This is a genomic window from Bradyrhizobium sp. STM 3843, from assembly GCF_000239815.1.
Taxonomy (GTDB): Bacteria; Pseudomonadota; Alphaproteobacteria; order Rhizobiales; family Xanthobacteraceae; genus Bradyrhizobium.
Genome location: NZ_CAFK01000024.1, coordinates 24,259 through 48,880, shown reverse-complemented (window position 1 = coordinate 48,880; position 24,622 = coordinate 24,259). Strand labels below are relative to the sequence as shown.

Below are 24,622 nucleotides of genomic sequence, written 5' to 3'. Positions count from 1 at the left end.
GGCCGACCGACGGCTCCCTACGACGCGCGACCCATCGCGCAAAACTGAAAGCTGCGTAAGGTGGGCAAGGCGCCGCCATCAGGCGGCGCGTGCCCACCACCCCGCACACTCTCTCGCAGCGACGGTCGCCATTGACTGTCCGCCGCACGACCGATCCGACCGGACCTACTACCGAAATTTCGCTCCGCGATACTTGCGAATTTGTCGAGCAGCACCAGTTCAGAAGCGAGCGCCGTACGGCTGTTCTTTATAGTACCTGACTCACGCGCGCGGGCGCTGACTGAGTTTGTAATCCGGTGCAGGCACGCCCATTGGCTTGTAAAAGCATCCGACCATCAGGACCGGGACGCCTCGGCTTGCAATCTCGATTAACCGTCCATTCTGCGGAGAGTCATGCAGCTCCGACGTGACGTGTGCTAGTCCTTTGTTGGTGACCCGAAAGATCGCGACGAGCGCACTCTCCGCTTCATCCCTCGGACCGGGATAGCGGTCCGCCGCATCGTCGACTGTTACCATCTTGAGAGGGACTCCAGATGGTGTGTTGAATTGTTCAATGCCAATGTCGCTTGTGCGACGGCTGCCGACATTGCCGAGACGCCCATCTCTCTTTACGCAAAGGCCTAAGAACTCTAGCAATGCACGGCAGTGCATCAGCCCAGCTTCGATAGCGGGATTGGTGAAGCCCTGCAGAGTACCTTCCACCACCAGCTTGCCGTCAGCATAAAGCTCCATAGGCACCGATCCAAATGTGGAGCTAAGATTAAGCGCCAAATTGAGAGTCTCGATTGCATGCATACGAGCGGGCAGGAGTTCACTCAAAAGCCGATCACGATTCACGATTGATCCTCAAGAAGAGTTGGACAAGTGAGCTGCAGGGATGAGGCAGCCGGTCACGTCGATAAGATTCGACTAGGCGCTAGTCGCGTTTAGGACGCAGCCAGACCGCAAGATCGCTTTGCACACACTCAAATCTGACCTCCCTTTTCGGCTTTTTCGATGTAGCTCTGGATTGCTTTAAGCGTCTTCAGGATGACCGCTATTCGGTAGTCTTCAACGCCTTCTTGGAGCGAGCTATGGACCTCGTCCACGGCCGATAGGATGTCCTGAAGGTCGAATTCGCGCACTTTGAACTTCGTCGAACGTCGCGTTGATCCGCCCAACGCGCTATAAGTCTACATGAACAGGCGATACGGGTAGACGTTTCCCGGTAGATCAGGCACGTTCGCGATGGTCCGAACCAACCTCTGTGAGTACCGTATACTTACAGGTACGGGATCGTACAGCGCGTCGTTGTTCCAGTCCATCTTGGTTAGGGCGAGCGCCTCGTGGGCGGTCAGTTCAAGTGAACCTCTACCGGCGTGTCGGATGAGCTGCAGCGGCTTGGGGATGCTCTTCTTGCCCTGGTAATAGTCGCCTTTGCTCGACACCTGGGGTGCGTTGCCGGCCACCCACACCAGCGCTGAGTTACCTGACCGCACGACTACAGTCCCTCGCGGAACCGGATAGCTCGAAGGCTTGGTTGGCGCGTGATCGCGAAAGCGACGAGGCCTCGCCTCGCGCGGAGGGGGCAAGAAAGCCCGGTCCCCTGGGAGAGCACGGAGCAGCCGTTAAGACCATCGCGCAGGGAAGGCCGGTTGTTCGGCCAATCCTGTGGTGACTGCCGCCTGCTTTTCTTGTTGCAGGCGGGCCATGGGTGCGGCCTGCACCCGGCCTTCCCTGCGCCCTCCTCATTGAAGGGCGCCCATCTGGCAAAGCTCGGACGCGCGATCGCGCCGCGGGGCTGCGAAGTCGCGCCGCCAGACCAGATATCGAGGGAAAAGCGCCTGACATGGCGCGCGCTCGGAATAAAGCTCTTATGGGATTGAGATGCAACGTTTTGGTTGGGCCAAGCAGAGAACCAGGCCAGTTGCTAGGCACCCAATGCGCTGGCGAGAGCGACAAAGCTGTCCGCGTAGACATCGAACCAGGTCTCCGATGCGGTATCAACGGTCCCGCCCGGGCCGAATTCCAATTCGCGCGCCACGAATGCAGTGCGCATCCCGAACGCGCGCGCGGCTTTGAGATCGTATTTGTGGCATGCGACCATCAAGATCTCCCCAGGCTGGTAGCCGAGGTAATCGACTGCGAGCTGGTAAACCGCAGGAGCCGGTTTGTAACTCTGTGCAAGCTCAGCCGTCAGCACAGCGTCAAACGGCAGGCCGGCATGCTTGACCACCGCGACCACCGCGGCCATGCCCGCATTGGAAAGGGTGGCCGTGACGAAGCGCCGTCGCAGTCGCGTCAGCCCTTCGACGCTGTCCGGGAGTTGCGGTGACAGTGCACTTAACTAGAACAGACCGCCGACGTAGAAAGCTCTCCTGCCACTTCCGGCTTGGCTCGACATCGCCCCTGCATCCAAAACATACCCAAACTGCCCGTCGTGCTAGTTTGCCGCACCACGTCGGGCAAATTGCGGCTTGCACCGTCGGGCAAATCAGAACGATCATCTTCGCCGTCTCGCGCTCACTGGAGGGGCGTTTCGCGATCGTCACGGACCGTGGAGCGTGGGATGCGGTGGCCGCATCGGGTCGCAGTGCGCGTTTCGCGTGCGGACGAACGACCCGGTCGCGGACGGTCAAGCCGTGTGGTCTCGACACCCCGACGCTGGTGTCCCGCGCAACGCGCCTTAAAGGCGCGTGATCGCGAAAGCGATGAGGCTTCGCCTCGCGCGGAGGGGGCAAGAAAGCCCGGTCCCCTGGGAGAGCACGGAGCAGCCGTTAAGACCATCGCGCAGGGAAGGCCGGATGTTCGGCCAATCCTGTGGTGACTGCCGCCTGCTTTTCTTGTTGCAGGCGGGCCATGGGTGCGGCCTGCACCCGGCCTTCCCTGCGCCCTCCTCATTGAAGGGCGTCCATCTGGCAAAGCTCGGACGCGCGATCGCGCCGCGAGGCCGCGAAGTCGCGCCGCCAGACCAGAGATCGAGGGAAAAGCGCCCGATGGCGCGCACTCGGAATAAAGCTCGTATGGGATTGAGATGCAACGTTTTGGGTGGACTACGCAGAGAACCCAGCCAGTTGCTAGGCTCGCAATGCGCTGGCGAGAGCGACAAAGCTGTCCGTGTAGACATCGAACCAGGCCTCCGATGCGGTATCAACGTTCCCGCCCGGACCGAATTCCAATTCGCGCGCCACGAATGCAGTGCGCATCCCGAACGCGCGCGCGGCTTTCAGATCGTATTTGTGGCATGCGACCATCAAGATCTCCCCAGGCTGATAGCCGAGGTAATCGACTGCGAGCTGGTAAACCGCAGGAGCCGGTTTGTAACTCTGTGCAAGCTCAGCCGTCAGCACGGCGTCAAACGGCAGGCCGGCATGCTTGACCACCGCGACCACCGCGGCCATGCCCGCATTGGAAAGGGTGGCTGTGACGAAGCGCCGCCGCAGTCGCGTCAGTCCTTCGACACTGTCCGGCCAGGGATCAAGCCGGGTCCAGATTTGGTTGAGCTCATCTCGCTCGGCCGGCGTGAAGGCTGCCGACAGTCCCTGGCGTTCCAGCAGCGTATCCAGAGCTTCGCGATAGATGCGGTCCACACGCAACCATGGTCGGTGACCCGCGATGACGTGGTCGAGTGCTTGGCGGTAGAGATCGCGCCATTCAGAGGACAGGGCAGCCCAATCGATATCCAGGCCCTTGGCCTGGTTCAAGGCATGACCCACGCGCAGGATAGGCTGGTAGAAATCCACGCACGTGCCCTGAACATCGAAGGCGAGCGCACGAACCGCTTCCAGGGCCCGGTCATGTCTCGCAAAAACCCGTTCCGTCACGGCTTCCCTCTCCGTTCATCTCATGCGGCCAGGTGGCCCGGATCGTGCGCCATGGCGCAACATCGGATCGACGACGGGTTGTAGGGATGGAATTCTCCGAAGGGAACAATCGCATCCGCGAAATGGTGACACAGTGTCACGTTGTGACTGCGACCTCCGCCGATTTGTCATCTTTGTGTGTGCGCGGCCTGGTCGCGCATGTCGGTGCACGAGCGGCGGTTGAGAGGTTTGAAGATGAGCAAAGGCGGCACGCGGCGCCGGCGCGCTCTAACCCTCGGCGGGGGGCAGAAATCCGCTCAGCGCTTTCGCTTCGGCCATCAGGGCCTCAATCGCAATCCGGATCGCCTGCTCGTCGAAGCGGGTGCGGATCGAGGACACCGACAGCGCGCCGCGGAGCTTGCCGTGCACATCGATGACCGGCACAGCTGCAGCGGCGACTTCGGGGTCGCGTTCGCCTGCAGACAGATGAAAGCCCCTGGCGCGGATGGCTCGGCTGTCGGGGTCGTCGCCATTGCCGAAAGCGACGAGAACGCGTCCTGCAGCGCCGCGGTCGATCGGAAGCCGCTGGCCCTCCTCGAGATGGTGCCGCACCGACCGTGGCGAGTTGAGCCGGTAGAGGCAGATGCGTTCGTTGCCGTCGGCGATGTAGAACGAGGCGGTCTCGCCGGTCGCATCGACCAGGCGGCGCAAGCATGGCCTGACCACATCGCCGAGATCGAGGCTGCGCTGATACAGCGCGCCGAGCCGCCACAGCTCCTGTCCGGGACGGAACAGGCGATCGGCGCCTCGCACCAGGAATCCCTCGGCTTCGAGCGTCGCGGCCAGCCGCAGCACCGTGCTCTTGTAGAGATCGGTCGCGTCCGCAATCTCGGTCAACGACATCGCTGCACGATCCGAATTGAACGCCTTCAGGATCGCCAGCGCACGCGCCACCGCATCGACACCCGTCTTGGCCAAGCCCGCTTCCCCATGAGTTCTGCTGTACAGAACAAATATTGAAAAGGACGGCCATAGTCCATCAAAAACGATGAAAGCCAATTCTGTAGAACAGAACCCGCTTGACTCGCCTGATCGCTGCTGCCATTGAGTTGCACGTATCAGAATAAGTTCTGCGGGATGAAACAAATGGATGAGCGGCCCCCGCTGGCGGTGGACCTCAGCAATGTGATGATCCGCTTCGGCGACTTCGTTGCTGTGCGGAGCATGGATCTCGCGGTCGGCGAGACCGAGTTCGTTGCGGTCGTTGGACCGACCGGCTGTGGCAAGTCCACCATTCTCAACACGGTCACCGGATTGCTGCGGCCCTCAGCCGGCGATGTCCGCATTTTTGGCAAGGCGCTCGCGGGACTCAACGAGCAGTCCGGCTACATGCTGCAGCAGGACGGCTTGCTGCCGTGGAAGACCGCCGAGGACAATGTCGGGCTCGGCCTCGTCTTTCAGGGCAAGCCGATCACGGACGCGCGCGAGAAGGCGCGCGTCTGGCTCGCCAAGGTCGGGCTCAAGGGCTTCGAGAAGCGCTACCCGCATCAGCTCTCGGGTGGCCAGCGCAAGCGTGTCGCGATGGCCCAGACCCTGATCATGGAGCCGCGGATCGTACTGATGGACGAGCCTTTCTCGGCGCTCGACGTCCACACCCGCCGCCTGATGCATCGCATCCTGCTCGAACTCTGGCAGGCCGACCGGCGCTCGCTGATCTTCATCACGCACGATCTCGACGAGGCCATCACGCTGGCGGACCGGGTGGTGGTGATGTCGGCCGGCCCCGGCAGCCGCATGGTCGGCGACGTCAGGATCTCGCTGCCGCGGCCGCGCGACGTGTCGGCGCTGCAGACCACCGACGAATTCATGGCGCTCTATCGCGAGATCTGGTCGCTGCTCGGAGCCGAAGTGGAGAAGAGCTATGCCACGCAGGCTTAAGATCCTCCTCACCCAGCTCGCGATCGTGCTCGGCGTGATCTGCTTGTGGGAGGCAGGCGTCCGTGCCGGGCTGATCGATTCCTTCTTCTTCCCGGCTCCATCGGCGCTCGCCGCGCGGATCGCCGAATGGGCAAGCAGCCAGGATTTCTGGACGGATGTCGCCACCACGCTGGCGGAAACCGTGCTGTCCTTCATCGCCGGAATCGGCATCGGCACGGTGCTCGGCATCTGGCTGGGCCTAAGCCCGTTTGCCGCTGACGTGGTTCAGCCTTTCATCAAGATGTTCAACGCGATCCCGCGCATCCTGCTCGGGCCGATTTTCGTGATCTGGTTCGGTCTCGGCCTGACCTCCAAGGTCGCGCTGGGCGTGACCTTGGTGCTGTTCGTCGCCTTCTTCAACACCTTCCAGGGTATCCGCGAAGTCAATCCGGTCGTGCTCGCCAATGCCCGGCTGCTGCGGGCATCGCGTGCCTCGCTGCTGCGCCACGTCTATCTGCCCTCGGCCACCACCTGGATCTTGTCGAGCCTGCGCGTCTCGGTCGGCATGGCCGTGATGGGCGCGGTGGTGGCCGAATATCTCGGCTCGTCCGCCGGACTGGGCCACCTGATCGCGCAGGCCGAGGGCGTGCTCGATGCCACCGGCGTGTTTGCCGGAATCGTCGTGCTGTCGGCCTTCGTGGTCGCGCTCGATGCCATCGTCGACCGGATCGAGAAACGCCTCTTGGTCTGGCGGCCGGCCCATGTTCACGAAGCCTGATCGATACCGGGGAGGATAAAAAAGATGCGCGTCGCAACTCGCCTGTTTGCCGCAATGCTGGCCGTCGCCCTATCGGGCGCCGCCGCCCATGCCGCCGAGCCCGAGAAGCCCAAGCTGAAGCTTGCGGTCGGCTCACAGATTCTCAACTACATGCCGCTCGAACTCGGCGTGAAGCTCGGCATGTTCAAGGAGGAAGGGCTCGACGTCACCGTCGAGAATTTCCAGGCGGGTGGCTCCAAGGCACTGCAGGCGCTGATCGGCGGCTCGGTCGACGGCACGGTCGGCTTCTATGACCACACGATCCAGATGCAGGCCCAGGGCAAGGAGATCACCTGCGTCTTCCTGCTCAACGAGACGCCCGGCGTGCTGCTCGGCGTCCGCAAGGATCTCGCCGACCAGGTCAAGACCGGCGCCGATCTCAAGGGCCTCAAGCTCGGAATCACCACGCCCGGCTCGTCGACCGACACGATGGCGCGCTTCTACCTCAAGAAGTCCGGGTTGACGCCGCGCGATGTCAGCATCATCGCGGTCGGCAGCGGTGCTCCCGGCATGGTGGCGCTCGAAGCCAAGACCATCGATGCGCTGGTCTATTTCGATCCCACCGCGACGCTGCTGGCGCGCAAGAACTCCGCCAAGCCGCTGTTCGATGCACGGACGATCGATGGCTCGAAACAGGCGTTCGGCGGCGCCTATCCCAGCGCCTGCCTCTATCTGCCCCAGGCGTTCATCGACAAGAATCCGGAAACCACGCAGCGCATGGTCAATGCGATGCTCAAGACCCATCGCTGGATCCATTCGGTGCCGACCGAACAGCTGGTCGATGCGATCCCGGCCGGCTACAAGACCGACAATCGCGACGTCAACATAGAGATCCTGAACGCCTCCAAGGCCCTGTTCTCGCAAACCGGCCTGATGGATATCGAAGCCGCCAAGGTGCCGCTCGCAGTGCTGAGCGATTACGACCCCAAGATCGCCGCCGCCAAGATCGATCTCACCAAGACCTTCACCAATCGCTTCGTCGAACACGCGGCGCAGCAGCTGAAGTAATCGACCGCGCGCGTCGCGCCACACGCGAGCGCTGCGCGAGAAGGAAGTTCATCATGTCCCTGCCGCTCAACGGCGTCCGTGTCCTCGATCTGTCGAACGTGCTTGCGGGTCCGTTCTGCGGCTATCACCTCGCGCGCCTCGGCGCCGAGGTGATCAAGATCGAGAACCCGAAAGGCGGCGATCTGGCGCGGCGGCTGGGCGCGGATGCCGAGCGCGCCGAGCGACTGCAGGGACTGTCGTTCGTCGCCGTCAATGCCGGCAAGCAGTCGGTCGCGCTCGATCTCAAGTCCGAGGCGGGACGTGATGTCTTCCTGCGCATGGTGGATCAAGCCGACGTGCTGCTGGAAAACTTCCGCCCCAACGTCATGAAGCGGCTGGGTCTCGGTTTCGAGGTGCTGAGCGCGCGCAATCCGCGCCTGGTCTATTGCGCGATCTCAGGCTTCGGCCAAAGCGGGCCATGGGCGGGCCGCCCGGCCTATGACCAGATCGTGCAGGGCCTGTCGGGCGCGATGAGCGTCACCGGCGATGCGCAATCGGCGCCCTTGCGTACGGGGTTTCCGATCTCCGATACCATCGCCGGCCTGACCGCAGGGTTTGCGATCTCATCGGCGCTGGTCGAGCAGCGCCAGACCGGCCGCGGCCGCTTCATTGACGTCTCCCTGCTCGAGGCGACCCTGGCCGCGATGGGCTGGGTGGTCTCCAATCATCTGAATGCAGGCGTCGAGCCGCAGCCGATGGGCAACCAGAACTTCACCGCTGCTCCGTCTGGCACGTTCCGGACAGCGACCGGGCCTTTGAACATTGCCGCCAATGAGCACAAGCAATATCACGCGCTGTGCGACATTATCGGTCGGCCCGATCTCAAGACCGATCCGCGCTTTTCGCGCCGTGACCTGCGCAAGCTCAATCGGAACGCGCTCAATGACGAATTGAACGAGAGTCTGCAGTCGCGCTCCGCCGAAGAGTGGGAGGCGGCATTGAACGACGCCGGCGTGCCGGCCGGGCGCGTGCTCAGCGTTGCCGAGGTGTTGCAAGAGAAGCAGCTGCGCGACCGCCACTTCGTTGAGACCCTGCCGGCGGAGCCGGGGGCTGCGCAGCCGCTGCGGGTGACGCGGCCGGGCTTTCGCCTGGACGAGGACTACCCGGCCCCGTCCCAACCGCCGGTGCTCGGCGCCGATACCGAACGATGGCTGGCGCGGCTCGGCTATTCCTATGCTGATATCGAGGACCTCGTCGCAAGCGGTGTGGCCGGCACACCCAATCATGGCGCCGCTTACTGGTCGGGACTGCGGGCGCCGAGGGGCGGCGCGGAGACATGAGCAGTCGCACGAAAGCCGCATCGCTGCGCGAGGGCCCGCGGCAAGAAAGGAAACGACCATGACGGAGCAGGATGCGCTGGCGCAGGCCGCGCGCTGGTGGCGGACATCGATCTGCGACATCGCACCAGGCCGCATCGCCTATCGCGGCTATCCGATTGAGGAGTTGATCGGCCGAATCTCGTTTCCCGCTATGATCTGGCTGATGCTGCGCGGAGATCTGCCGACGCCCGCCCAGGAACGTCTCCTGCAGGCGGCCCTCGTCGCCTCCGTCGATCATGGCCCTCATGCGCCCTCGATCGCGATCGCGCAGATGGCGGTCAGTTGCGGGCTGCCGCTCAACGGCGCCATGGCGTCGGCGATCAACACGCTCGACGATGTCCATGGTGGCGCCGGCGAGCAGGCGGTGGCGCTCTACGACGATGTGCTACTACGCGCCGAAGCGTTGGAGATCGACGCAGCAGCCGCCGAAGCCATTGACCATTTCACGACGACGCACAGCAAATATCTGCCGGGCTTCGGCCATCGCTTCCATCCCGTCGATCCGCGCGCCGCTCCCTTGCTGGGGCTGGTCGATCAGGCCGTGTCAGACGGTGCCGTCAGCGGCCGCTACGCCGCAGCCGCGCGCGCGATCGAGCGTGTGATGCAGGCGCGCAAGGGCAAGCTGATCCCAATGAATATCGACGGCGCCACCGCCGTCATCTATGGCGAACTCGGCTTCGCACCGCCGCTCGCCCGCGGCATCTTCTGCCTGTCGCGGGCGGTCGGCATTCTCGCCCATGCCTGGGAGCAGACCGGCCGCAAGGATCGAAACAAGGGGCCGATGCCGAAGCAGTTCGGCTACAAATATGAGGGCGAGCCCCGCCGCGGCCTCGACGCGACCTCATCATGATGTATCTCGATGCGCCTCCTCGCCTGATCGAGACACGCCTGTTCTCCACCATGCCTGCGGAGTTCCGAAGGAGCGGCGTCCGCTCGGGCTGGGCGGATGCAAACAAGAGTGGACACCCTGTAGACAGCTTCATCGAGGGGCCGGCCTTCGACCGGGATGGACATCTCTATCTGGTCGACATTCCCTTCGGCCGCATCTTCAAAGTGGCGCCCAACGGGACGTGGTCGCTGGTCATCGAATATGAAGGCTGGCCGAACGGCCTCAAGATCACCGCCGACGGTCGCATCCTAGTCGCCGACTACATGAACGGGCTGATGGAGCTGGATCCGGCGCGCGGCACGATCCGTGCCCTTCTCGGCCACCATAATTCGGAGTCCTTCAAGGGTTGTAACGATCTTCACATCGGATCGGCCGGCGAGATCTTCTTCACCGATCAGGGCCAGACCGGATTGCACGATCCGACCGGCCGGGTGTTCCGGCTGAGCCCGGATGGCCGGCTGGATAAGCTGATCGCGAACGGGCCGAGTCCGAACGGTCTCGTGCTCGATCCCCATGGCGCCGTGCTGTTCGTCGCGATGACGCGCGACAACAGCATCTGGCGCGTCCCCTTGATGCGCGACGGCAGCGTCGCCAAAGTCGGACGCTTCGCCTCCTTCTTCGGCACCAGCGGGCCGGACGGCCTGGCGCGCGACAGCAAGGGGCGTCTGTACGTCGCGCACGCCTCGCTCGGCCATGTCTTCGTGCTGGCGCCGAACGGCGAATGCATCGCGCGCATCAGATCCTGCGCCGGTCCCACCTGCACCAATATCGCCCTCGATGAGGCCGGCAAACGACTGATCGTGACGGAATCATCGACCGGATCGCTGCTGGTGGCGGATTGGCCAGAAGATCTCTAGCACCGCTGCTCTTCTTCGCCATGCTGCCGAAAGAGCTCGAGCAAGCGCTTGCGCATGATCATGCCGGGACGGTCGGACGGCATATGCATCTCGATCTTGCGGCCCATATCGACGATGGCGTCGGGATCAGTCGATTCCAGCATGTCGCGATCTTCGGCGATGATCGCGGCATCCCAGTCGATCAGCTCCTGCGTCGAACAGTCGACCTCGGTGTCGTTGCGGAACAGCAGCTGAACGACCTGGATCTGTCCATCGGAGATCGGCGTCGCGCAGTTGAAGATGATGTGACGGATACCTGAAGGATATTCCATGTCGAGACGACGGCAGAACGGCATGAACCATTTGTTGCGTTGGTGCCGCCTGGTCATCGGCTCCTTCGTGCCGGTGATCCTGTAGGCATTGGGCGGGTTTCGAACCGTGATGATGGTCTCGGCATCGAAGCCGGCATCAGACTCGACGATCTCGTACTTCTCCGGCTTGGGCTGGTTGATGTCGCCGAAGGTCCCCTTGTGAACGAAGGCGAAGTGGGCATTGTCGAAGGAATTTTCCATCAGCCGCAACGCCGCCGTGTTCCATTTGTCATAGAACTGATTGATGCGGCGATAGCCCGGCATATCGTCCTCGGGGATCGAGGGGATGTCGCTCAGGGGCTCATCGAGGGCCACCCAGACATAGCCATAGCGGGCCGTGGCACGGAACGAGCGCGCCTTCGCCTCCGGGACAGGCTGCTCGAACGGAAACTGCGGGATCATCACCAGCTTGCCGTCGCGGTCGTATTCCCAGCCGTGATAGCCGCAGACGATGTTGCCGTTGTTGCACCAACCCTTCGACAGCTTTGCGGTGCGGTGGCAGCACCGATCTTCGAGCGCGGCGGGCTCGCCCTTGGCGTCGAGGAACAGCACGATCGGCTCGCCCAGCAGGGTGAAAGGCTTCGGACCATCCTTGAGATGATCGACCGGCATCAGCGCATACCAGAACCGGCGCAGCACGGGCTGCTTCGTGCTCAACATGACTTGTCCTCCCTGAGCCTATGCGGCCAGGCGCGTGATGACGCGCGCGGCATCGGTTTTGAGCTTTTGCAGGTCGAGCCCAGGGATGCCGCCATCCTCGACGACGATACGGCCGCCGATCAGGAGATAGCGGAGTTTCGGCGAGCCGCCGCAGGTCACCGGCGCAACCAGAGGATCATGCATGCCGAAATGACGGGGTTCATCAAGATTGAAGATGGCGATATCGGCCTGCTGCCCCGGCGCCAGCGTGCCGACGTGGGGCATGCCGAGCACACGGGCGCCGCCCGCGGTTGCCCAGTGCACGACGTCCTCCGCCGTCACGGCGCCCGCACCCTTCACTGCCCGATGGGTGTGCCAGGCGCTGTGCATCTCGCAGAGCATGTCAGCGGCTTCATTGGAGGCAGCCCCGTCGACGCCGAGCGAGACCGCACCGCCGAGGCGCGCCATCGCATCGGCGGGCGCGACACCCGAGCCGAGGCGGCAGTTGGATTGCGGACAATGCGCCATTCCGGTGCCGGTGCTCGCCAGGATCCGCACCTCCTCCTCATCGAGATGCACCAGATGCGCGAACCATACGTCCTCGCCCAGCCAGTCGTGATCGGCCAGCCAATGTACCGGACGCTTGCCGTGGACGGACATGCAGAACTCGACATAGTCGGCCGTTTCCGACAGATGGCTGTGCAGCCGCACCCCCATCCGACGCGCTGCCGCGATCACTTCGCGCAGTTCGCCAGGATCGAGCGACCAGGTCGGCGTGGTCGGCGCCAGCGCAACCCGTGACACGCTATTCGGCGACGAATCGTGGAAGCGCTGCGCGCACGCCTCCACCGACTGCAACATGCGATCGAGCGTTTCAACCGGCATCGCTGCAAATCTGTCCGTATCGACGTGGCGCGCCGTGGTGCCGCCACCGCGGCAAAACACCAGGCGAATGCCAAGACTGCGCGCGACGTCGAAGATCACCTGAGCCGGGTCGAACCGGAAGGTGTCGCTGAAGAGATAATGATGGTCGGCGACCGTCGTCGTGCCCGACAGCAGCAGCTCCACCAGTCCGATCCGGGCCGCGACCGCGAGCGCCTCCTCGTCGAATTTCGACCAGAACCGATAGGGCACCGCGCGCAGCCAGCCGGCCAGCGGCAGGTCGATCCCGGAGCGTACGCCCTTCAAGACGCTCTGGAACAGATGATGATGCGTCGAGACCAGACCGGGATAGACCACGCCGCCCCGCGCATCGAGCCGTTCCTCGCCCGGCTCCGGCGCGAGCGCGCCGATTGCAACGATCACACCGTCACGGATGCGAATCCGGCCAGTGGTCCGCATTGCGGCGCCGGGCAGGCCGGTGAAGATGCCTGCAGCATTGTCGATCAGCATCGCGGTCATGTCTCGGTCCTGGTCTCACTCTCGTGCCAATTCGACAAAGCCAGTTGCGACAGCCCGACCATGGCCGCGAACAACAACACCCCGGTCAGCGTGATCAGGAACAGCGCAGCAAACATGCGGGGAATATCGAGGGAGAACCCCGCATCCAGGATTTCGTAGGCGAGCCCCGACGAACGACCACCAGTGCCCGCAACGAACTCCGCGACCACGGCCCCTATCAGCGCGAGGCCGCTCGATATCCGCAAACCGCCGAAGAAATAGGGCAACGCGCCGGGAATGCGCAGCTTGACCAGCGTCTTGAAACGGCTGGCGCGATTCATCCGAAAGAAGCTCGCAAGTCCGGGGTCAACGCTGCGCAGGCCGAGCGTCGTGTTCGAGATGATCGGAAACAGCGCCACCAGCGTGGCACAGATGGTCAGCGACAGCTGGGTGTTCTTGACCAGGATGATGATGAGCGGTGCGATCGCCACCACTGGCGTCACCTGCAGGAGCACAGCGTAGGGAAACAGGCTGACTTCGATCGCCCGGCTCTGCACGAACATGAAGGCGATCAGCGTGCCGAGAATGACGGCCGCCACGAATGCCTGCAGGGTCACGCGCAAGGTCACAAGCAGCGCACGGAGCAGCGAGGGACCATGTTGCAGGAAGCTGCTAAAAACGTCGCTCGGCTTCGGAAATAGATAGACGGGAACGGCAGCTAGCCGAAAACCGATCTCCCAAACCGCGAACAGCACGACCCCGACCGCAAGCGGGGCTGCGATACACACGAACGTCTCGGATTCGAACAGCGGCTTCACTTTTGCCCTCCCCCGGCCGATTGCAGGGACGCCTCGGCGAGCCACGTCGACAATTCGCGGCAATAGGCTGAAAATTGGGGACTATCGCGAAATCCCTGATCGCGTGGCTGCGGATGATCGATGGTCATGACGCGGAAGATGCGCCCCGGATTGGCGGCCATGACGATGATCCGGGTCGAAAGGAACACGGCTTCGTAAATCGAATGGGTGACGAACACCGTGGTCAGCTTGCGTTCCCACGACAGATTGACGAGATCATCGTCGAGCCTGTTGCGCGTGAACTCGTCGAGTGCGCCGAACGGCTCGTCCATCAACAGGAGATTTGGGTTCGTGACCAGGGCACGGGCGATGGAAACGCGCATTTTCATTCCACCGGAGAGCTGCCTCGGAAAATGCCGGTTGAATGCAGAGAGGCCGACGCGCGCAATGGCATCGGCAACCTTCGGATCCGCGATGGCTCGCGGCATATTGGCGAACTCGAGCGGCAAGCGGACATTGGCCTCGACCCGAGCCCAGGGCATCAAGGTCGGCTCCTGGAACACGAAGGCGAGGCGTCGGCCCTCCTTCCCCACTTGCGCGAAATCGCCGCGCCACCACAACAGCCGGCCATCGGAGGGCTCGATGAGATTGGCGATCAGCTTGAGCAAGGTGCTCTTGCCGCAACCGGATGGACCGATCAGGGTCAGGAATTCGCCCTCGGCGATGGCAAGGTCGATCGGCGCCAGGCCGCGCGCACCGTTGGCAAAAACTTTCTCGGCAGACAGGACCTCGACCGCCGGCGGCCGGTCATCAGCGATCGTCTGCTTTGCCCTCTCGTCGAATGTCTCAACGGGCAACAGCGCCGCCATCTCAGCTTCCCTTATTTCAGACCGATCTTCAGGTTCCTGACGAACCGGTCATCGAACGACTTCTGCCAATCCACCTTCGGATCAAGCAGGCCGCCGGCGACCAGAAAATCGTAGATCTGCTTGTATCGGTCGGCCGTGATGATGCCGACACCGAGCGTTGCGGCGTCGCCGCGGTCGATGGCCTTCATCTGCTTCATTCGCTCGATCGCGAACGCGAGCTGCCCGTCCGTCATCTTCGGGTTGTCGGCCTTGATCAGCGCATTTCCGGGCGCGGGATCCTTCATGTAGTCGTACCAGCCTTCCAGCGAGGCCTTGACGAACCGCTCCACCACGCCGGGCTTTTCAGCGATCATCTTCTCGGTCGTGACGATTGTTGAGCCATAAGGCGGATAGCCGCCATCGGCGAGCAGGAAGAACTTGACCTTCTCGTGTTGCTGCTCGGCCTGATACGGCTCGGACGACGGATAGGCCTGCTGGGCCACCGTCTTGTCGGCGAAGAAGGGCTGCAGATTGAAGGTATAGGGGCGGATCTGGTCGTCGGTATAGCCGTATTTGGTACGCAGCCAGGGCCAGAATGTCGTGCGCGCCGATCCGGCAATCAGGATCGGCTGCCCCTTGAGCGCGCCGAGATCGGCGACGTCGTCATGGGCCATGATGCCCTGCAGGTCGAACTGGAACGAGGAAGCGACTGTCACAAGCGGCAGGTTCTGCTCGCGTCCCTTGAGAACCTGGATGTCGTAGCCCATCATGAAATCGGTATCGCCAGCCAGCAGAAGCTGTGAGCCGTTCACCTGCGGGCCGCCCATCTTGATCGTGACATCCAGGCCGGCCTTCTCGTACAGCCCGGTCGCCTTGGCCTGGTAGAACCCGCCATGTTCGGCTTGCGCGAACCAGCTCGTCAGGAACGTTACCTTGTCGGCAGCCCGCGCCGGCGTGAAAGCGGCGGCCAATGCTGCGCTCGCCAACAGACCGGCTGCGATCATTCTGGACAGAGTTTTCACAGCCATACTTATGCCCTTCTGCATCTCGCCGGCGCCGACCGGCGAGCAGTGTCCTGAGAGACTTCCGAGCTTTTAGGATGCCTAAGCAGACTGTCACCTCAAAGCATTTTAATTCGAGCAATCTGTTGCCTTTCGAGCAACGCCCCTTTCGTGTGCAGTTGACTTCGGCCGACGAGATCGATCGCGCTCCATCGACCCATCCCCTTCGCAACTCCCGGTCCATTAAGCAGAGCCGAACATGGGCTTGGCAGGAACGTATCCAGTATTCCTGCGCATCTTGTTGCCCGCGCAGCGATGCTGATTTCATGGGCAACTGGCTGCCAGAGATAGGCACAAGGTGGCTGCGAGGGCGAAGGGCCTCGTGCCGGTGACCAAGTCGTCACCGGCACCGAGTTCGTCAGAACTTCATGGTGACGCCGGCATAAACCGTCTCTTCCGCGCAGCTGTTGTTGCTGCTTCCTTTGAAAAGACAGCTTGAGCTGCGATTATGATCGAGGCCGAACTTGTTCTGCCAGTAGCGGTACGCAACCCAGAGATCGACGAAGTGGGCGTAGCGCGGTCCCCAGAGTGCCTTGCTCGCATCGAATGTCAGCCGAATGGGCTCCGAGTTCAGCGTCACTACAGTGGGCGTGCTGACGACCGGGTTCTTCTCGTAACCTTTTGGTCCCTGCCAGGCGGCTCGGCCGCTGATCGACCAGAACTGCATGTTCTCCGGCAAGAAGCCTAGATCCATGTAGTAATTGGCTTCGACCGACCAGGTGGGATCGAAACTTCGCTCGCCGTCGGTGAGACAGGTGGCGCCGGCCGCGGGATAAGGAATGCCAGCTCCGAAGAGGCCGCATTGTGCGAAGGCGTTGCGGCTGGAATATTCCCAGTAAGCCAGCGGCGCGACGTTGAAGTAGCCCTTGTAAGGCAGGTCAAAGGCAAACTGCAGACCGGCCACGACGGCGCGTTTGGAGTTCGCCAAGAAGCTGTTTTCCGTGTTTGCGTCCATGCCGACGTCGAAAGAAATGTTGTGGAGCGGCCCGATCGCAAAAGCCTTGGTGTTGAATATCTCGTTCCACCCGAAAGTCGAACGAAACAGACCATAAATTTCAGTCATCCCGGCGCAACTGGCCGGCAAGCCGGATACGCTGCTCACGATGGCGCCGGACGAGTTGGTAAGGCACGGATTGGCCGGATCGTTATGATCCGACTTCATCATGGAGACTGAGAGGAAATTGGTACCATACGCCCAGATGTCGAAATGCGTGAAAGCGTAGACCTGCTTCGCCGTGGTACCGTTGACGCTTCCGTTCGGTCGAACGCTGAAAAGACCAGGATCAGTTGCCTTTGGCATCCACGCATATGTCAGGCGGTCATCGACCACGAGAAAGAACGGAAGATAGGGCGTCTTCTTGACGGACTTGACCGCCAGATCGTCCGCGCGGACAAAGTCATTTGCAGTCAGAGCAATCAGCGACAGAGCCGCCGCAGTCAGGAATCGTCGAAGATCGAACATTGAGTGTGCCCCTGGTTTGACAAGCGGGCGCTCGCAACCGTTCGCAGCGACGGCTTCGTCGCCACGGCTTCCGATCGAGCATTTTACAAGGAGCGTCCCCCGACGACTGCGTCCTCGCCCGTCCTCAAGATGCACAGGCAGGCTGTCGCCTAGAAGCATTTTGATTCGAGCAATGCGTTGCCTTTCAGATCACGCGCGAATATTTGCTGACATGCTGCACCAACATTGCTGATGCACGACAACGTCCGCCGGCGGCGTCGAACACGTAGCTGATCTGTTCGTTAGTAGCAGGCTGCATGGTCAATCGCGTCCACGCGCGCGGCGTGATGCGCTTCGCGAGACGCGGCTAGAACCGGCTCATTTCCCGCGCTACCTTTGCAAGAAAGCGCCTGCGCTTCTCCGCGGTCGCGACGTTCATGTGGTAAAGCGCGTAATAGCGCACGCGCGCCTTGCCGCCGGTGAACCACGGCAGATAGCGCTTGATGATCTTGCGCGGCGGATCGGCCATGCCGATCGCCTGCCAGCGCGGCCGGCCATAGGTCGCGATGCCCGTAATGCGTTCGATGTGTTGCAGCATCGGCTTCGCATGACCTGGATCTGAGAGATCGAGCGCGATGCCCGGGCCGAACATGCGGTCGAACCAGCCTTTGAGCATCGCCGGGGGTCCGAACGACCAGGTCGGAAACTGCACGATCAGCGCGTTCGCCGCCATCAGGCGCGCGGCATAGGCCTCGTTGTTGAGCCGGTTGCGCACGGGATCGTGGTAGTCGCGGCGGCGCTCCGCGTTCAGGACGGGATCAAACCCCTCGGCATAGAGATCGAGCAGATCCACCGTATGCCCGGCCCGGGCGAGCCCGGCGAGCGCCTCGGCTCGAATGGCCGCATGGAAGCCGTCGGCGAGCGGATGGCAATACACGTAAAGTACGCGCATCGCTCATCCCCTCGCGCTAACAAAGCTCCGCATCTTGCCGGGATTGAGCAGGCCGTGTGGATCGACCTCATGCTTGAAGCCGAGTTGGTCCGCATCGGCGCGCTTGTAGCGGCTGCCGTCCTCAATCGTGAACACGTGTGGATTGGCGATGAAGACACCGCGCTCCTCGTGCAGACGGATGATTTCGTTCAGACGGTCCGCATCGGTGAAGCGGATCACCGGCAAGCTGCTGCACGTGACCCGGCCGCCAAAGCGAATGAATTCGAGGTGCTGCAGGGCCTCATCCGGAAACAGCTCGCGCATCTCGGCGACCTTTTCCAGCACACGGTCATGAGGGTAGAGACATTGCAGGTAGGTCACGGAGCGATCGCTCTTCAAGACCTGCAGCGTGGTGTGATTCCAGCAATATTCATAGAGCGGGACCCGGCTCGGGCTGTCATCGGTCGGCGTCTCCAGCGTGATCGTGCCGCGGCCGCCGAGAAGCGACCTGAAACTCTCAAGAGACGGCGCGGCGATCATCGCCATCAGCACGCTCTTACCCTCGGGGCAATGCGGCTTCAGCGCGCCAAAATAGGAGGGCAATGGCCAGGTGATGGGCGAGAGAACCTTCTTCACGATCCCATCGGCGAGAGCAGCCTCGTAACCGAACGCCGCAGCTTCGATGAAATCGTCAAAGGCGACCACGACGTCGATCCAGTTCCACGCCGGCGCCAGCGGCATTTCCAGCGCCGTGATGATGCCGGTGGTGCCATAGGCGCGATTGACCTTCTGTGCGGCGTCGCCACGCAATTCGATCACGCGCGGCTGCTCCTCGAGGGTCACGATCCGCGCTGCCAGAATGTTGCCCGGCTCCCGCAAGCCGCCATAGGTCACGGATCCGATCCCGCCCGACCCGCCCGCGACAAAGCCGCCGATCGTCGCCATGCGCTTGGTCGATGGATGCAGCCGCAGCTCCCACCCCTCGGCCTGCGCTGCGGCATCGATCGCATTCATCTTGGCGCCCGCGCCGACCCGGACGGCGCCCGGCTTGATCCATTCGATGGTTTCAAGCCCCGAGATATCAAGGAGAACACCTCCTTCGAGTGGCACAGCCTGCCCGTAATTGCCGGTCCCTCCTCCACGCACAGTGACCGGCACCCGATGGCGGGCGCAGACGGATGCGATCCGAATCACGTCGTCCTCGTTGCGGGGCAATGCGATCAGATCGGCCGACTTGCCATCGAGCTGCGCATTCAGGATGGGGCTATACCAGAAGAAGTCACGCGACCTCCGGCGCAGGACCTTCTGTTCGGTGACGACCGGAATGTCGCCGAGATCGGCCACAAGCCGGTCCAGCGCATCGACTGCGACATCGCTCATGATCGGTCACACCTGGATGGAGGCTGGGCGAGTTCAGACGCAATGACCTCGGATCTGACCACGAAGCCAAAGCACTGGTTAACATTGTAGATCGTTGCGGCCATGCAGTAGTCGGGCGACGTCGTGGCGGCACAGTCCTCCAGAAGCACGCAATCGTAGCCTCGGAAATTCGCATCCTGCAGGGTGCAGAGCACGCACTGATCGGCGTTCACGCCCGCGAACAGCAGCGTGGTCACGCCGAGATTGCGAAGAATGCTGTCGAGCTCCGTGTCCTGGAATCCGGACATCCGGTACTTCGCGACATGGATGTCGGTGGGCGCGACCGGAAGCTCATCGACAATGGCCGCCGACCAACTGCCCCGCTCCAGCACCTTTGCCCCCGAGCCCGGCAGCGCGTCACCCAGACCAATGCCAACGCCGCTCGGTTTGTAGACATGCAGCAGCGACGGGCTGAGGTTGAGACGGTCGGGCCGATTGCCCCAATTGAGCCAGATGATCGGCACCGAAGAGCCGCGCAGCATCGGAACCAACCGGCGCAACGGCGCGATCGGACGGCGTGCCGGCGCGATATCGACGCCGATGTGCGCCAGCCAACCTTCGGAGTGGCAGAAGTCGTTCTGCATATCGACGACGACGAGCGCAGTGCGGGCAAGGTCGAACGTGATCAGCTTGCCCTGCGCCTGGACCGTGATCGGTCGTGGCAGGACCACTTGCCGCACCAGATTGGCGCGCTCGTCGGAAACCATCCAGCTATTTGATCCGGTCGATCCGAGCGGCAGCAAGCCTTCGTCGTTGACGGCAGGATCGGTCGATACCGCGTCCATGGATCAGAGCCCTTGCAGAACGCGGATATCCTCCGCGTCGAGCTCCACCGGCTCGCCGCTGCGGATCAATTCGGAAAAGCCCTCGTTGGGCGTCATCACGGTAAGCGTGTAGAGCTTGCCTGGTCCCGTATTCTCGATGACGTGCTCGGAGCCGGGATGCAACAAGAGCGAGTCCCCTTTCTTGATCGGCAGAACCTTGCCGTCGCAGCGCGCGACGCCCACCCCGTGCAACACGTGAAAAAACTCGTGCGCGGAAGCATGTTCGTTGGGCGGCGTCGCCCCACCAGGTTGGAAAATCTCGATGACGAAGATGTTGCCGATCCGGTCCGTCACCTGATCGAACAGGACTGCGAAATAGTTGGTGTCCTTCGGCGAAATGCGAAAGGCTTTCGCACGCGTGAGTTCGGCAACGCTGAACGACATATGATGATTTCCTTCGACCGTGCGCGTGTCGTCATCACGCATGTCGCATGCCCCAACGTCACTTCAAAGCGCTTTAATTCGACAGACCCGTTGCCTTTTCGGCAACGAAACGCCATCCTTCGCAATCCATTGGGGGCAAGGATGCTTCACAGCCGGCTGCTGAACTATGTCGATGAGGTCGCCCGTACGGGCTCGATACGCAAGGCCGCGGACCGTCTGAATGTCGCAGCGTCGGCTATCAGTCGCCAAATTCTGGCACTCGAAACCCAGCTCGGAACGCCGATCTTCCAGCGTCTTCCCAAGAAGCTGATCCTCACCGCCGCCGGCGAAGTGCTGATCGGACATGTTCGTCAGACGCTCAAGGAGCTGACCCGCACACAGATCAAGATCGAGGAATTGAAGGGCCTGCGTCGGGGCGAGATCACAGTGGCGATGATGAGCGGTCTCGCCTCGAACCTCGTCCCCAGTACAGTCAAGGAATTTCGAGCTGCCAATCCGAGGGTCAAGCTCAATCTGACGCTGTTCAATACGGGAGCGGAGATCCAGCTCGCCGTTGCCAATGGTGAAGCGGATCTCGGCATCGGATTCGACTTCGGCAAGGACAGCAGCCTGAAAGTCCTGGCCCGAGGCGTCGGTCGGCTCGGCGCAGTCATGGCGCCCAATCACCCGCTGGCCAAGCGAACCAGCATCCGCCTCAGCGATTGCACCGATTACCCGCTGGTCATCGCCGACAGCACCAGTGCGATCCGGCCCTATCTCGATACGGCTTTCGCCCGCGTCGCGATCGACCTGCAGCCGGCGATCGAGACGAACTCGATCGAGATCATGCGGCACGCTGTCATTTTGAACGACGGGATCACGTTTCTGACGCCGTTCGACGTCGAGTCTGAGCGGCGTGCCGGGCGGCTGACCTATGTGACCATTCGAGAGCTCTCCCACGATACTCAGGCGCTGATGCTGATCGGCCATATTCGCGGGACCAGCGCGATCGCGAGCGTGTTGGCAGAGATGCTGAAGGCCATGATCAGGGACGTTGCCGAGTAAATGGCGGCCACCGGTGGCGCGCAGGGTAATGATGGCAGCCGTCTACGGACCACATCGCGTTGCCGAAAGGGCAACACAACAAGCTAAATTAAGCGCTTATCATGCCCGTGCGGATGGCTGACACTGGGACCGTCTGAACGCGTTGGCGCAAGCGTGGGGGGCACCAAGATGCGCAGCGACCCGGCCGGAACGGAAAGCGACTGAGATGAAGCTGAAATCGCACTGGTGGTGGGACCTTTCTACCGAGGACTTCGGTCGCCTCGACATGGAGAAGATCGTCGCTGTCCTGCCGGTCGGCGCCGTCGAGCAACACGGACCACATCTGCCCGTCCGCGTTGACACCGCCATCGTTGACGGCATCATGCAGCACGCAGTTGCGCGGATGGCCGACGACTTTCCGGCGCTCATCCTGCCAACCATGTCTATCGGAAAATCGAACGAGCATTCCGCGTTTCCAGGGACGTTGGCGCTGTCGGCGGAAACGCTCGGGCGCCTTTGGTACGAAGTCTGCGAAAGCGTTCACAGAGCCGGAGTCCGCAAGGTCGTCTTCGTCAATTCGCACGGAGGACAGCCGCAAGTCATGGAGATCGTCTGCCGCGAGCTCCGTGTCAGGCTGGGAATGCTCGCCATCTCCTCGCAATGGTCGCGTTTCACAGACATGTCCGACCTTTTCACCGCGACCGAGCGCAAGCACGGAATCCATGCCGGAGAAATCGAGACCAGCGCGATGCTCTATCTTCATCCCGGTCTGGTCGACATGACCCTTGCGGAGGATTTTCAGTCTCTGTCCCACACCCTGGAGACGGAATGCGAAATCCTGATGCCGGAGAGCCACGCAGTCGGATTCGGTTGGCAAATGCAGGACATCAACCCCAAGGGAGCATGCGGTAATGCGGCCCTCGCAGATGACAAGCGTGGCCAACAAGCGATCGACCGCGCCGCCAATCGCCTGATCAAGCTGATCTCCGAGGTCGATAAGTATCCGCTCTCTCGCATCAGGACGACAGCGGCCTCGGCGCCGCCGATCAAAGATTGAGTCTGCGGCAGGCCGGCGATTCGAACCGTTCGCATCTAAGAGTTCACTTCGACGAAGTCCGAACAGATGTCAGCAAAATCTATCCAGCTCCCGGTCCTTCCGCCTGAGATCGAGACCTTGACGTTGAAGGACGGCGCACGTCTCGATGCGGACGTCTATCGCCCGGCGGCGCCGGGATCCTACCCGGTTCTGCTTCAGCGCCAGGCCTACAGCAGGCGCATCGCCTGCAGCATCTGTTATGCGCATCCTGCCTGGTACGCCGCACACGGCTATATCGTCGTGGTGCAAGACGTCAGGGGACGCGGCACGTCGGAGGGGACATTTCGACCAGGCGAAACCGAAATCGAGGACGGCGCCGAGACGGTTGAATGGGCGGCGCGTCTCGATGGTGCGAACGGCGACGTCGGGATGTACGGCTTTTCCTATCAAGCCTACAACCAACTGCTTGCGGCTGCGGGCGACTGCCCGTCGCTGAAGGCGCTCGCGCCGGCGATGGGCCCTTGGAATCCGGCGCACTGGGCCTACGAGAACGGCGCCCTCCAGATGAAGCACATGATCGGCTGGGGCATTCAGATCACGGCCGAGGCCGCACGACGCGCAGGCGACGACGAGGCGTTCAGTGTCCTTCAGGCCGCCGGAAGCAACCTGCCGTTCAATGGGCCGGTCGCGGCGATGCCACAGCTATTGCAGAAGTACCGGCATTATTCACACGTCATGGACTGGCTCGAAACCCCGGTCGATTCACCGTATTGGCACCGCATTTCGCCCGTGACACATGTCGACGCCATTCGCGCCCGCCATCTGCCGATGCTGTTCGTCGGTGGCTGGTTCGACCCTTTCCTGCCGGCGACAGTCGAGTCCTTCCAAGCTCTCGCAACCAGCAGCGAGGACATCAGACTGATTGTCGGACCCTGGATCCACTTCCCCTGGACGCGAAAGGTGGGCTCGGTCGACTTCGGTCCCGAGGCGCAGCGCAACGTGGACATCGATCACATCCGGTTCTTTGACCGCGTCCTCAAGGGCTCGCCGCGTGAAGCGGAACACCGAAGGATCGAGCTTTTCGACATGGGCCTGAAAACATGGCGCCAATACCAAGACCTACCTAATACCACGCAGGCCCTGTTGCTGGGCGGCACGGGTCGGACATCGATGGACCCTCAGGATGGCTCCCTTGGCCTTCGTCAGGCCTCGGATGACCATGTCGAGCATATCGTTCATGATCCCTGGCGGCCCGCACCGACCACCGGCGGCTACTATGGCGTGCCGACCGGGCCAGTCGACCGCCGGATGACCGATGAACGCGGCGACGTGCTCACCTTCACGACGCAAGCCCTCGAGACTTCGATAGAGATCGTTGGCGAACCCGCGGTCGAACTCGACTTGAGCTGTGATCGCCCCAGCTTTGATCTTTCATGTATTCTTTCGGTCGTGACCTCAGATGACAAAGTCTTCCAGATTTCCAGCGGATATGCGCACTATCGCAAAGCGAGGGCCGGTCGATATCAGCTGAAGTTGGCCACTACGTGCGCGACGCTCAAGAAGGGCGAGCGGCTGCGTCTCTCCATCGCGGGCGCGGACTATCCGGCGTATCCCGTCAATCCGGGAACGGGCGAAGATCCGGTGATGACCCCAAAAACGCATGCCGTCGTGACCACAATTGCGGTCCATCATGGTCCATCACGGGCTTCCCTTCTCCGGCTGCCTGTCGGGTCCGCTTCAGACATCGGTTCCGACAGATATCGGGCCGGCTCTTAGGCATTCGTGTCGGCCCTTGCCGGCGTCTCGAACGTTCGCAGGTGATCGATCGTGCCTGCCGCAGCTTTGACGACAGCGTACAGGC

24 protein-coding genes are annotated in these 24,622 nt (G+C 62.3%); 9 read left to right on the top strand and 15 right to left on the bottom strand.

The window, feature by feature from the left end; genetic code table 11:
- Window positions 1-261: 261 nt before the first annotated feature.
- The 5 genes from BRAS3843_RS03830 to BRAS3843_RS03810 form a co-directional block, all read right to left on the bottom strand.
- Window positions 262-732: a hypothetical protein gene (locus BRAS3843_RS03830; protein WP_008967407.1), complete on the bottom strand. Its 471-nt coding sequence runs from the start codon at window positions 730-732 to the stop codon at window positions 262-264.
- A 233-nt stretch (window positions 733-965) separates the two neighbouring features.
- Complete coding sequence (locus BRAS3843_RS41305; RefSeq protein WP_008967406.1) at window positions 966-1,124, bottom strand: hypothetical protein; 159 nt, start codon at window positions 1,122-1,124, stop codon at window positions 966-968.
- 785 nt (window positions 1,125-1,909) lie between these two features.
- Window positions 1,910-2,317 (bottom strand): HAD-IA family hydrolase, encoded by a 408-nt coding sequence (locus tag BRAS3843_RS03820; RefSeq protein ID WP_083841306.1) that lies wholly within the window; start codon window positions 2,315-2,317, stop codon window positions 1,910-1,912.
- A gap of 739 nt (window positions 2,318-3,056) precedes the next feature.
- Complete coding sequence (locus tag BRAS3843_RS03815) at window positions 3,057-3,803, bottom strand: haloacid dehalogenase type II (RefSeq protein WP_008967403.1); 747 nt, start codon at window positions 3,801-3,803, stop codon at window positions 3,057-3,059.
- A 267-nt stretch (window positions 3,804-4,070) separates the two neighbouring features.
- Window positions 4,071-4,760, bottom strand: coding sequence for an IclR family transcriptional regulator (locus BRAS3843_RS03810; RefSeq protein ID WP_008967402.1), 690 nt, complete (start codon window positions 4,758-4,760; stop codon window positions 4,071-4,073).
- Between the two features lie 168 nt (window positions 4,761-4,928).
- Between BRAS3843_RS03810 and BRAS3843_RS03805 the strand changes: the two genes are divergently transcribed.
- From BRAS3843_RS03805 to BRAS3843_RS03780, 6 genes are read left to right on the top strand one after another with little or no spacing between them, the layout of a single operon-like run.
- On the top strand, window positions 4,929-5,720 hold the full coding sequence (locus tag BRAS3843_RS03805; RefSeq protein WP_008967401.1) for an ABC transporter ATP-binding protein: 792 nt from the start codon (window positions 4,929-4,931) through the stop codon (window positions 5,718-5,720).
- On the top strand, window positions 5,704-6,477 hold the full coding sequence (locus tag BRAS3843_RS03800; protein ID WP_008967400.1) for an ABC transporter permease: 774 nt from the start codon (window positions 5,704-5,706) through the stop codon (window positions 6,475-6,477). Before BRAS3843_RS03805 ends, BRAS3843_RS03800 begins: the two co-directional genes overlap by 17 nt.
- A 24-nt stretch (window positions 6,478-6,501) precedes the next feature.
- Window positions 6,502-7,524, top strand: coding sequence for an ABC transporter substrate-binding protein (locus tag BRAS3843_RS03795; protein WP_008967399.1), 1,023 nt, complete (start codon window positions 6,502-6,504; stop codon window positions 7,522-7,524).
- Between the two features lie 53 nt (window positions 7,525-7,577).
- Window positions 7,578-8,843, top strand: a complete 1,266-nt coding sequence (locus tag BRAS3843_RS03790; protein WP_008967398.1) for a CoA transferase — start codon at window positions 7,578-7,580, stop codon at window positions 8,841-8,843.
- A gap of 58 nt (window positions 8,844-8,901) precedes the next feature.
- Window positions 8,902-9,732, top strand: a complete 831-nt coding sequence (locus tag BRAS3843_RS03785; RefSeq protein WP_008967397.1) for a citryl-CoA lyase — start codon at window positions 8,902-8,904, stop codon at window positions 9,730-9,732.
- Complete coding sequence (locus BRAS3843_RS03780) at window positions 9,732-10,628, top strand: SMP-30/gluconolactonase/LRE family protein (protein WP_035980753.1); 897 nt, start codon at window positions 9,732-9,734, stop codon at window positions 10,626-10,628. The genes BRAS3843_RS03785 and BRAS3843_RS03780 overlap by 1 nt, the downstream gene beginning before the upstream one ends.
- Here the strand turns inward: BRAS3843_RS03780 and BRAS3843_RS03775 are convergent.
- From BRAS3843_RS03775 to BRAS3843_RS03730, 10 genes are all read right to left on the bottom strand, one after another.
- Complete coding sequence (locus tag BRAS3843_RS03775) at window positions 10,625-11,638, bottom strand: aromatic ring-hydroxylating dioxygenase subunit alpha (protein ID WP_008967395.1); 1,014 nt, start codon at window positions 11,636-11,638, stop codon at window positions 10,625-10,627. The genes BRAS3843_RS03780 and BRAS3843_RS03775 overlap by 4 nt on opposite strands.
- Window positions 11,639-11,656: 18 nt before the next feature.
- Window positions 11,657-13,018: an amidohydrolase family protein gene (locus BRAS3843_RS03770; protein WP_008967394.1), complete on the bottom strand. Its 1,362-nt coding sequence runs from the start codon at window positions 13,016-13,018 to the stop codon at window positions 11,657-11,659.
- Window positions 13,015-13,815: an ABC transporter permease gene (locus BRAS3843_RS03765; RefSeq protein ID WP_008967393.1), complete on the bottom strand. Its 801-nt coding sequence runs from the start codon at window positions 13,813-13,815 to the stop codon at window positions 13,015-13,017. The genes BRAS3843_RS03770 and BRAS3843_RS03765 overlap by 4 nt, the downstream gene beginning before the upstream one ends.
- Window positions 13,812-14,663, bottom strand: a complete 852-nt coding sequence (locus BRAS3843_RS03760; RefSeq protein ID WP_008967392.1) for an ABC transporter ATP-binding protein — start codon at window positions 14,661-14,663, stop codon at window positions 13,812-13,814. The genes BRAS3843_RS03765 and BRAS3843_RS03760 overlap by 4 nt, the downstream gene beginning before the upstream one ends.
- Window positions 14,664-14,674: 11 nt before the next feature.
- Window positions 14,675-15,670 (bottom strand): ABC transporter substrate-binding protein, encoded by a 996-nt coding sequence (locus BRAS3843_RS03755; RefSeq protein ID WP_008967391.1) that lies wholly within the window; start codon window positions 15,668-15,670, stop codon window positions 14,675-14,677.
- 391 nt (window positions 15,671-16,061) lie between these two features.
- Window positions 16,062-17,165 (bottom strand): hypothetical protein, encoded by a 1,104-nt coding sequence (locus tag BRAS3843_RS03750; RefSeq protein WP_008967390.1) that lies wholly within the window; start codon window positions 17,163-17,165, stop codon window positions 16,062-16,064.
- 346 nt (window positions 17,166-17,511) lie between these two features.
- Complete coding sequence (locus BRAS3843_RS03745; protein ID WP_008967389.1) at window positions 17,512-18,096, bottom strand: NAD(P)H-dependent oxidoreductase; 585 nt, start codon at window positions 18,094-18,096, stop codon at window positions 17,512-17,514.
- Window positions 18,097-18,099: 3 nt separating this feature from the next.
- The gene (locus tag BRAS3843_RS03740) at window positions 18,100-19,455 is read right to left on the bottom strand and encodes an FAD-binding oxidoreductase (protein ID WP_008967388.1); all 1,356 of its coding nucleotides are present in this window, start codon (window positions 19,453-19,455) and stop codon (window positions 18,100-18,102) included.
- A complete protein-coding gene (locus BRAS3843_RS03735; RefSeq protein WP_008967387.1) occupies window positions 19,452-20,279 on the bottom strand; it encodes a cysteine hydrolase family protein in 828 nt (275 codons plus the stop codon). Before BRAS3843_RS03735 ends, BRAS3843_RS03740 begins: the two co-directional genes overlap by 4 nt.
- 3 nt (window positions 20,280-20,282) lie before the next feature.
- The gene (locus tag BRAS3843_RS03730) at window positions 20,283-20,612 is read right to left on the bottom strand and encodes a cupin domain-containing protein (protein ID WP_244425110.1); all 330 of its coding nucleotides are present in this window, start codon (window positions 20,610-20,612) and stop codon (window positions 20,283-20,285) included.
- On the opposite strand from BRAS3843_RS03730, the gene BRAS3843_RS03725 reads away from it, so the two are divergent.
- The 3 genes from BRAS3843_RS03725 (at window position 20,514) to BRAS3843_RS03715 (ending at window position 24,537) form a co-directional block, all read left to right on the top strand.
- Complete coding sequence (locus tag BRAS3843_RS03725) at window positions 20,514-21,746, top strand: LysR family transcriptional regulator (protein ID WP_244425109.1); 1,233 nt, start codon at window positions 20,514-20,516, stop codon at window positions 21,744-21,746. The genes BRAS3843_RS03730 and BRAS3843_RS03725 overlap by 99 nt on opposite strands.
- Before the next feature lie 205 nt (window positions 21,747-21,951).
- On the top strand, window positions 21,952-22,782 hold the full coding sequence (locus tag BRAS3843_RS03720; protein WP_008967384.1) for a creatininase family protein: 831 nt from the start codon (window positions 21,952-21,954) through the stop codon (window positions 22,780-22,782).
- A 117-nt stretch (window positions 22,783-22,899) separates the two neighbouring features.
- Window positions 22,900-24,537 (top strand): CocE/NonD family hydrolase, encoded by a 1,638-nt coding sequence (locus BRAS3843_RS03715; protein ID WP_175361079.1) that lies wholly within the window; start codon window positions 22,900-22,902, stop codon window positions 24,535-24,537.
- The last annotated feature ends 85 nt before the right edge of the window (window positions 24,538-24,622 follow it).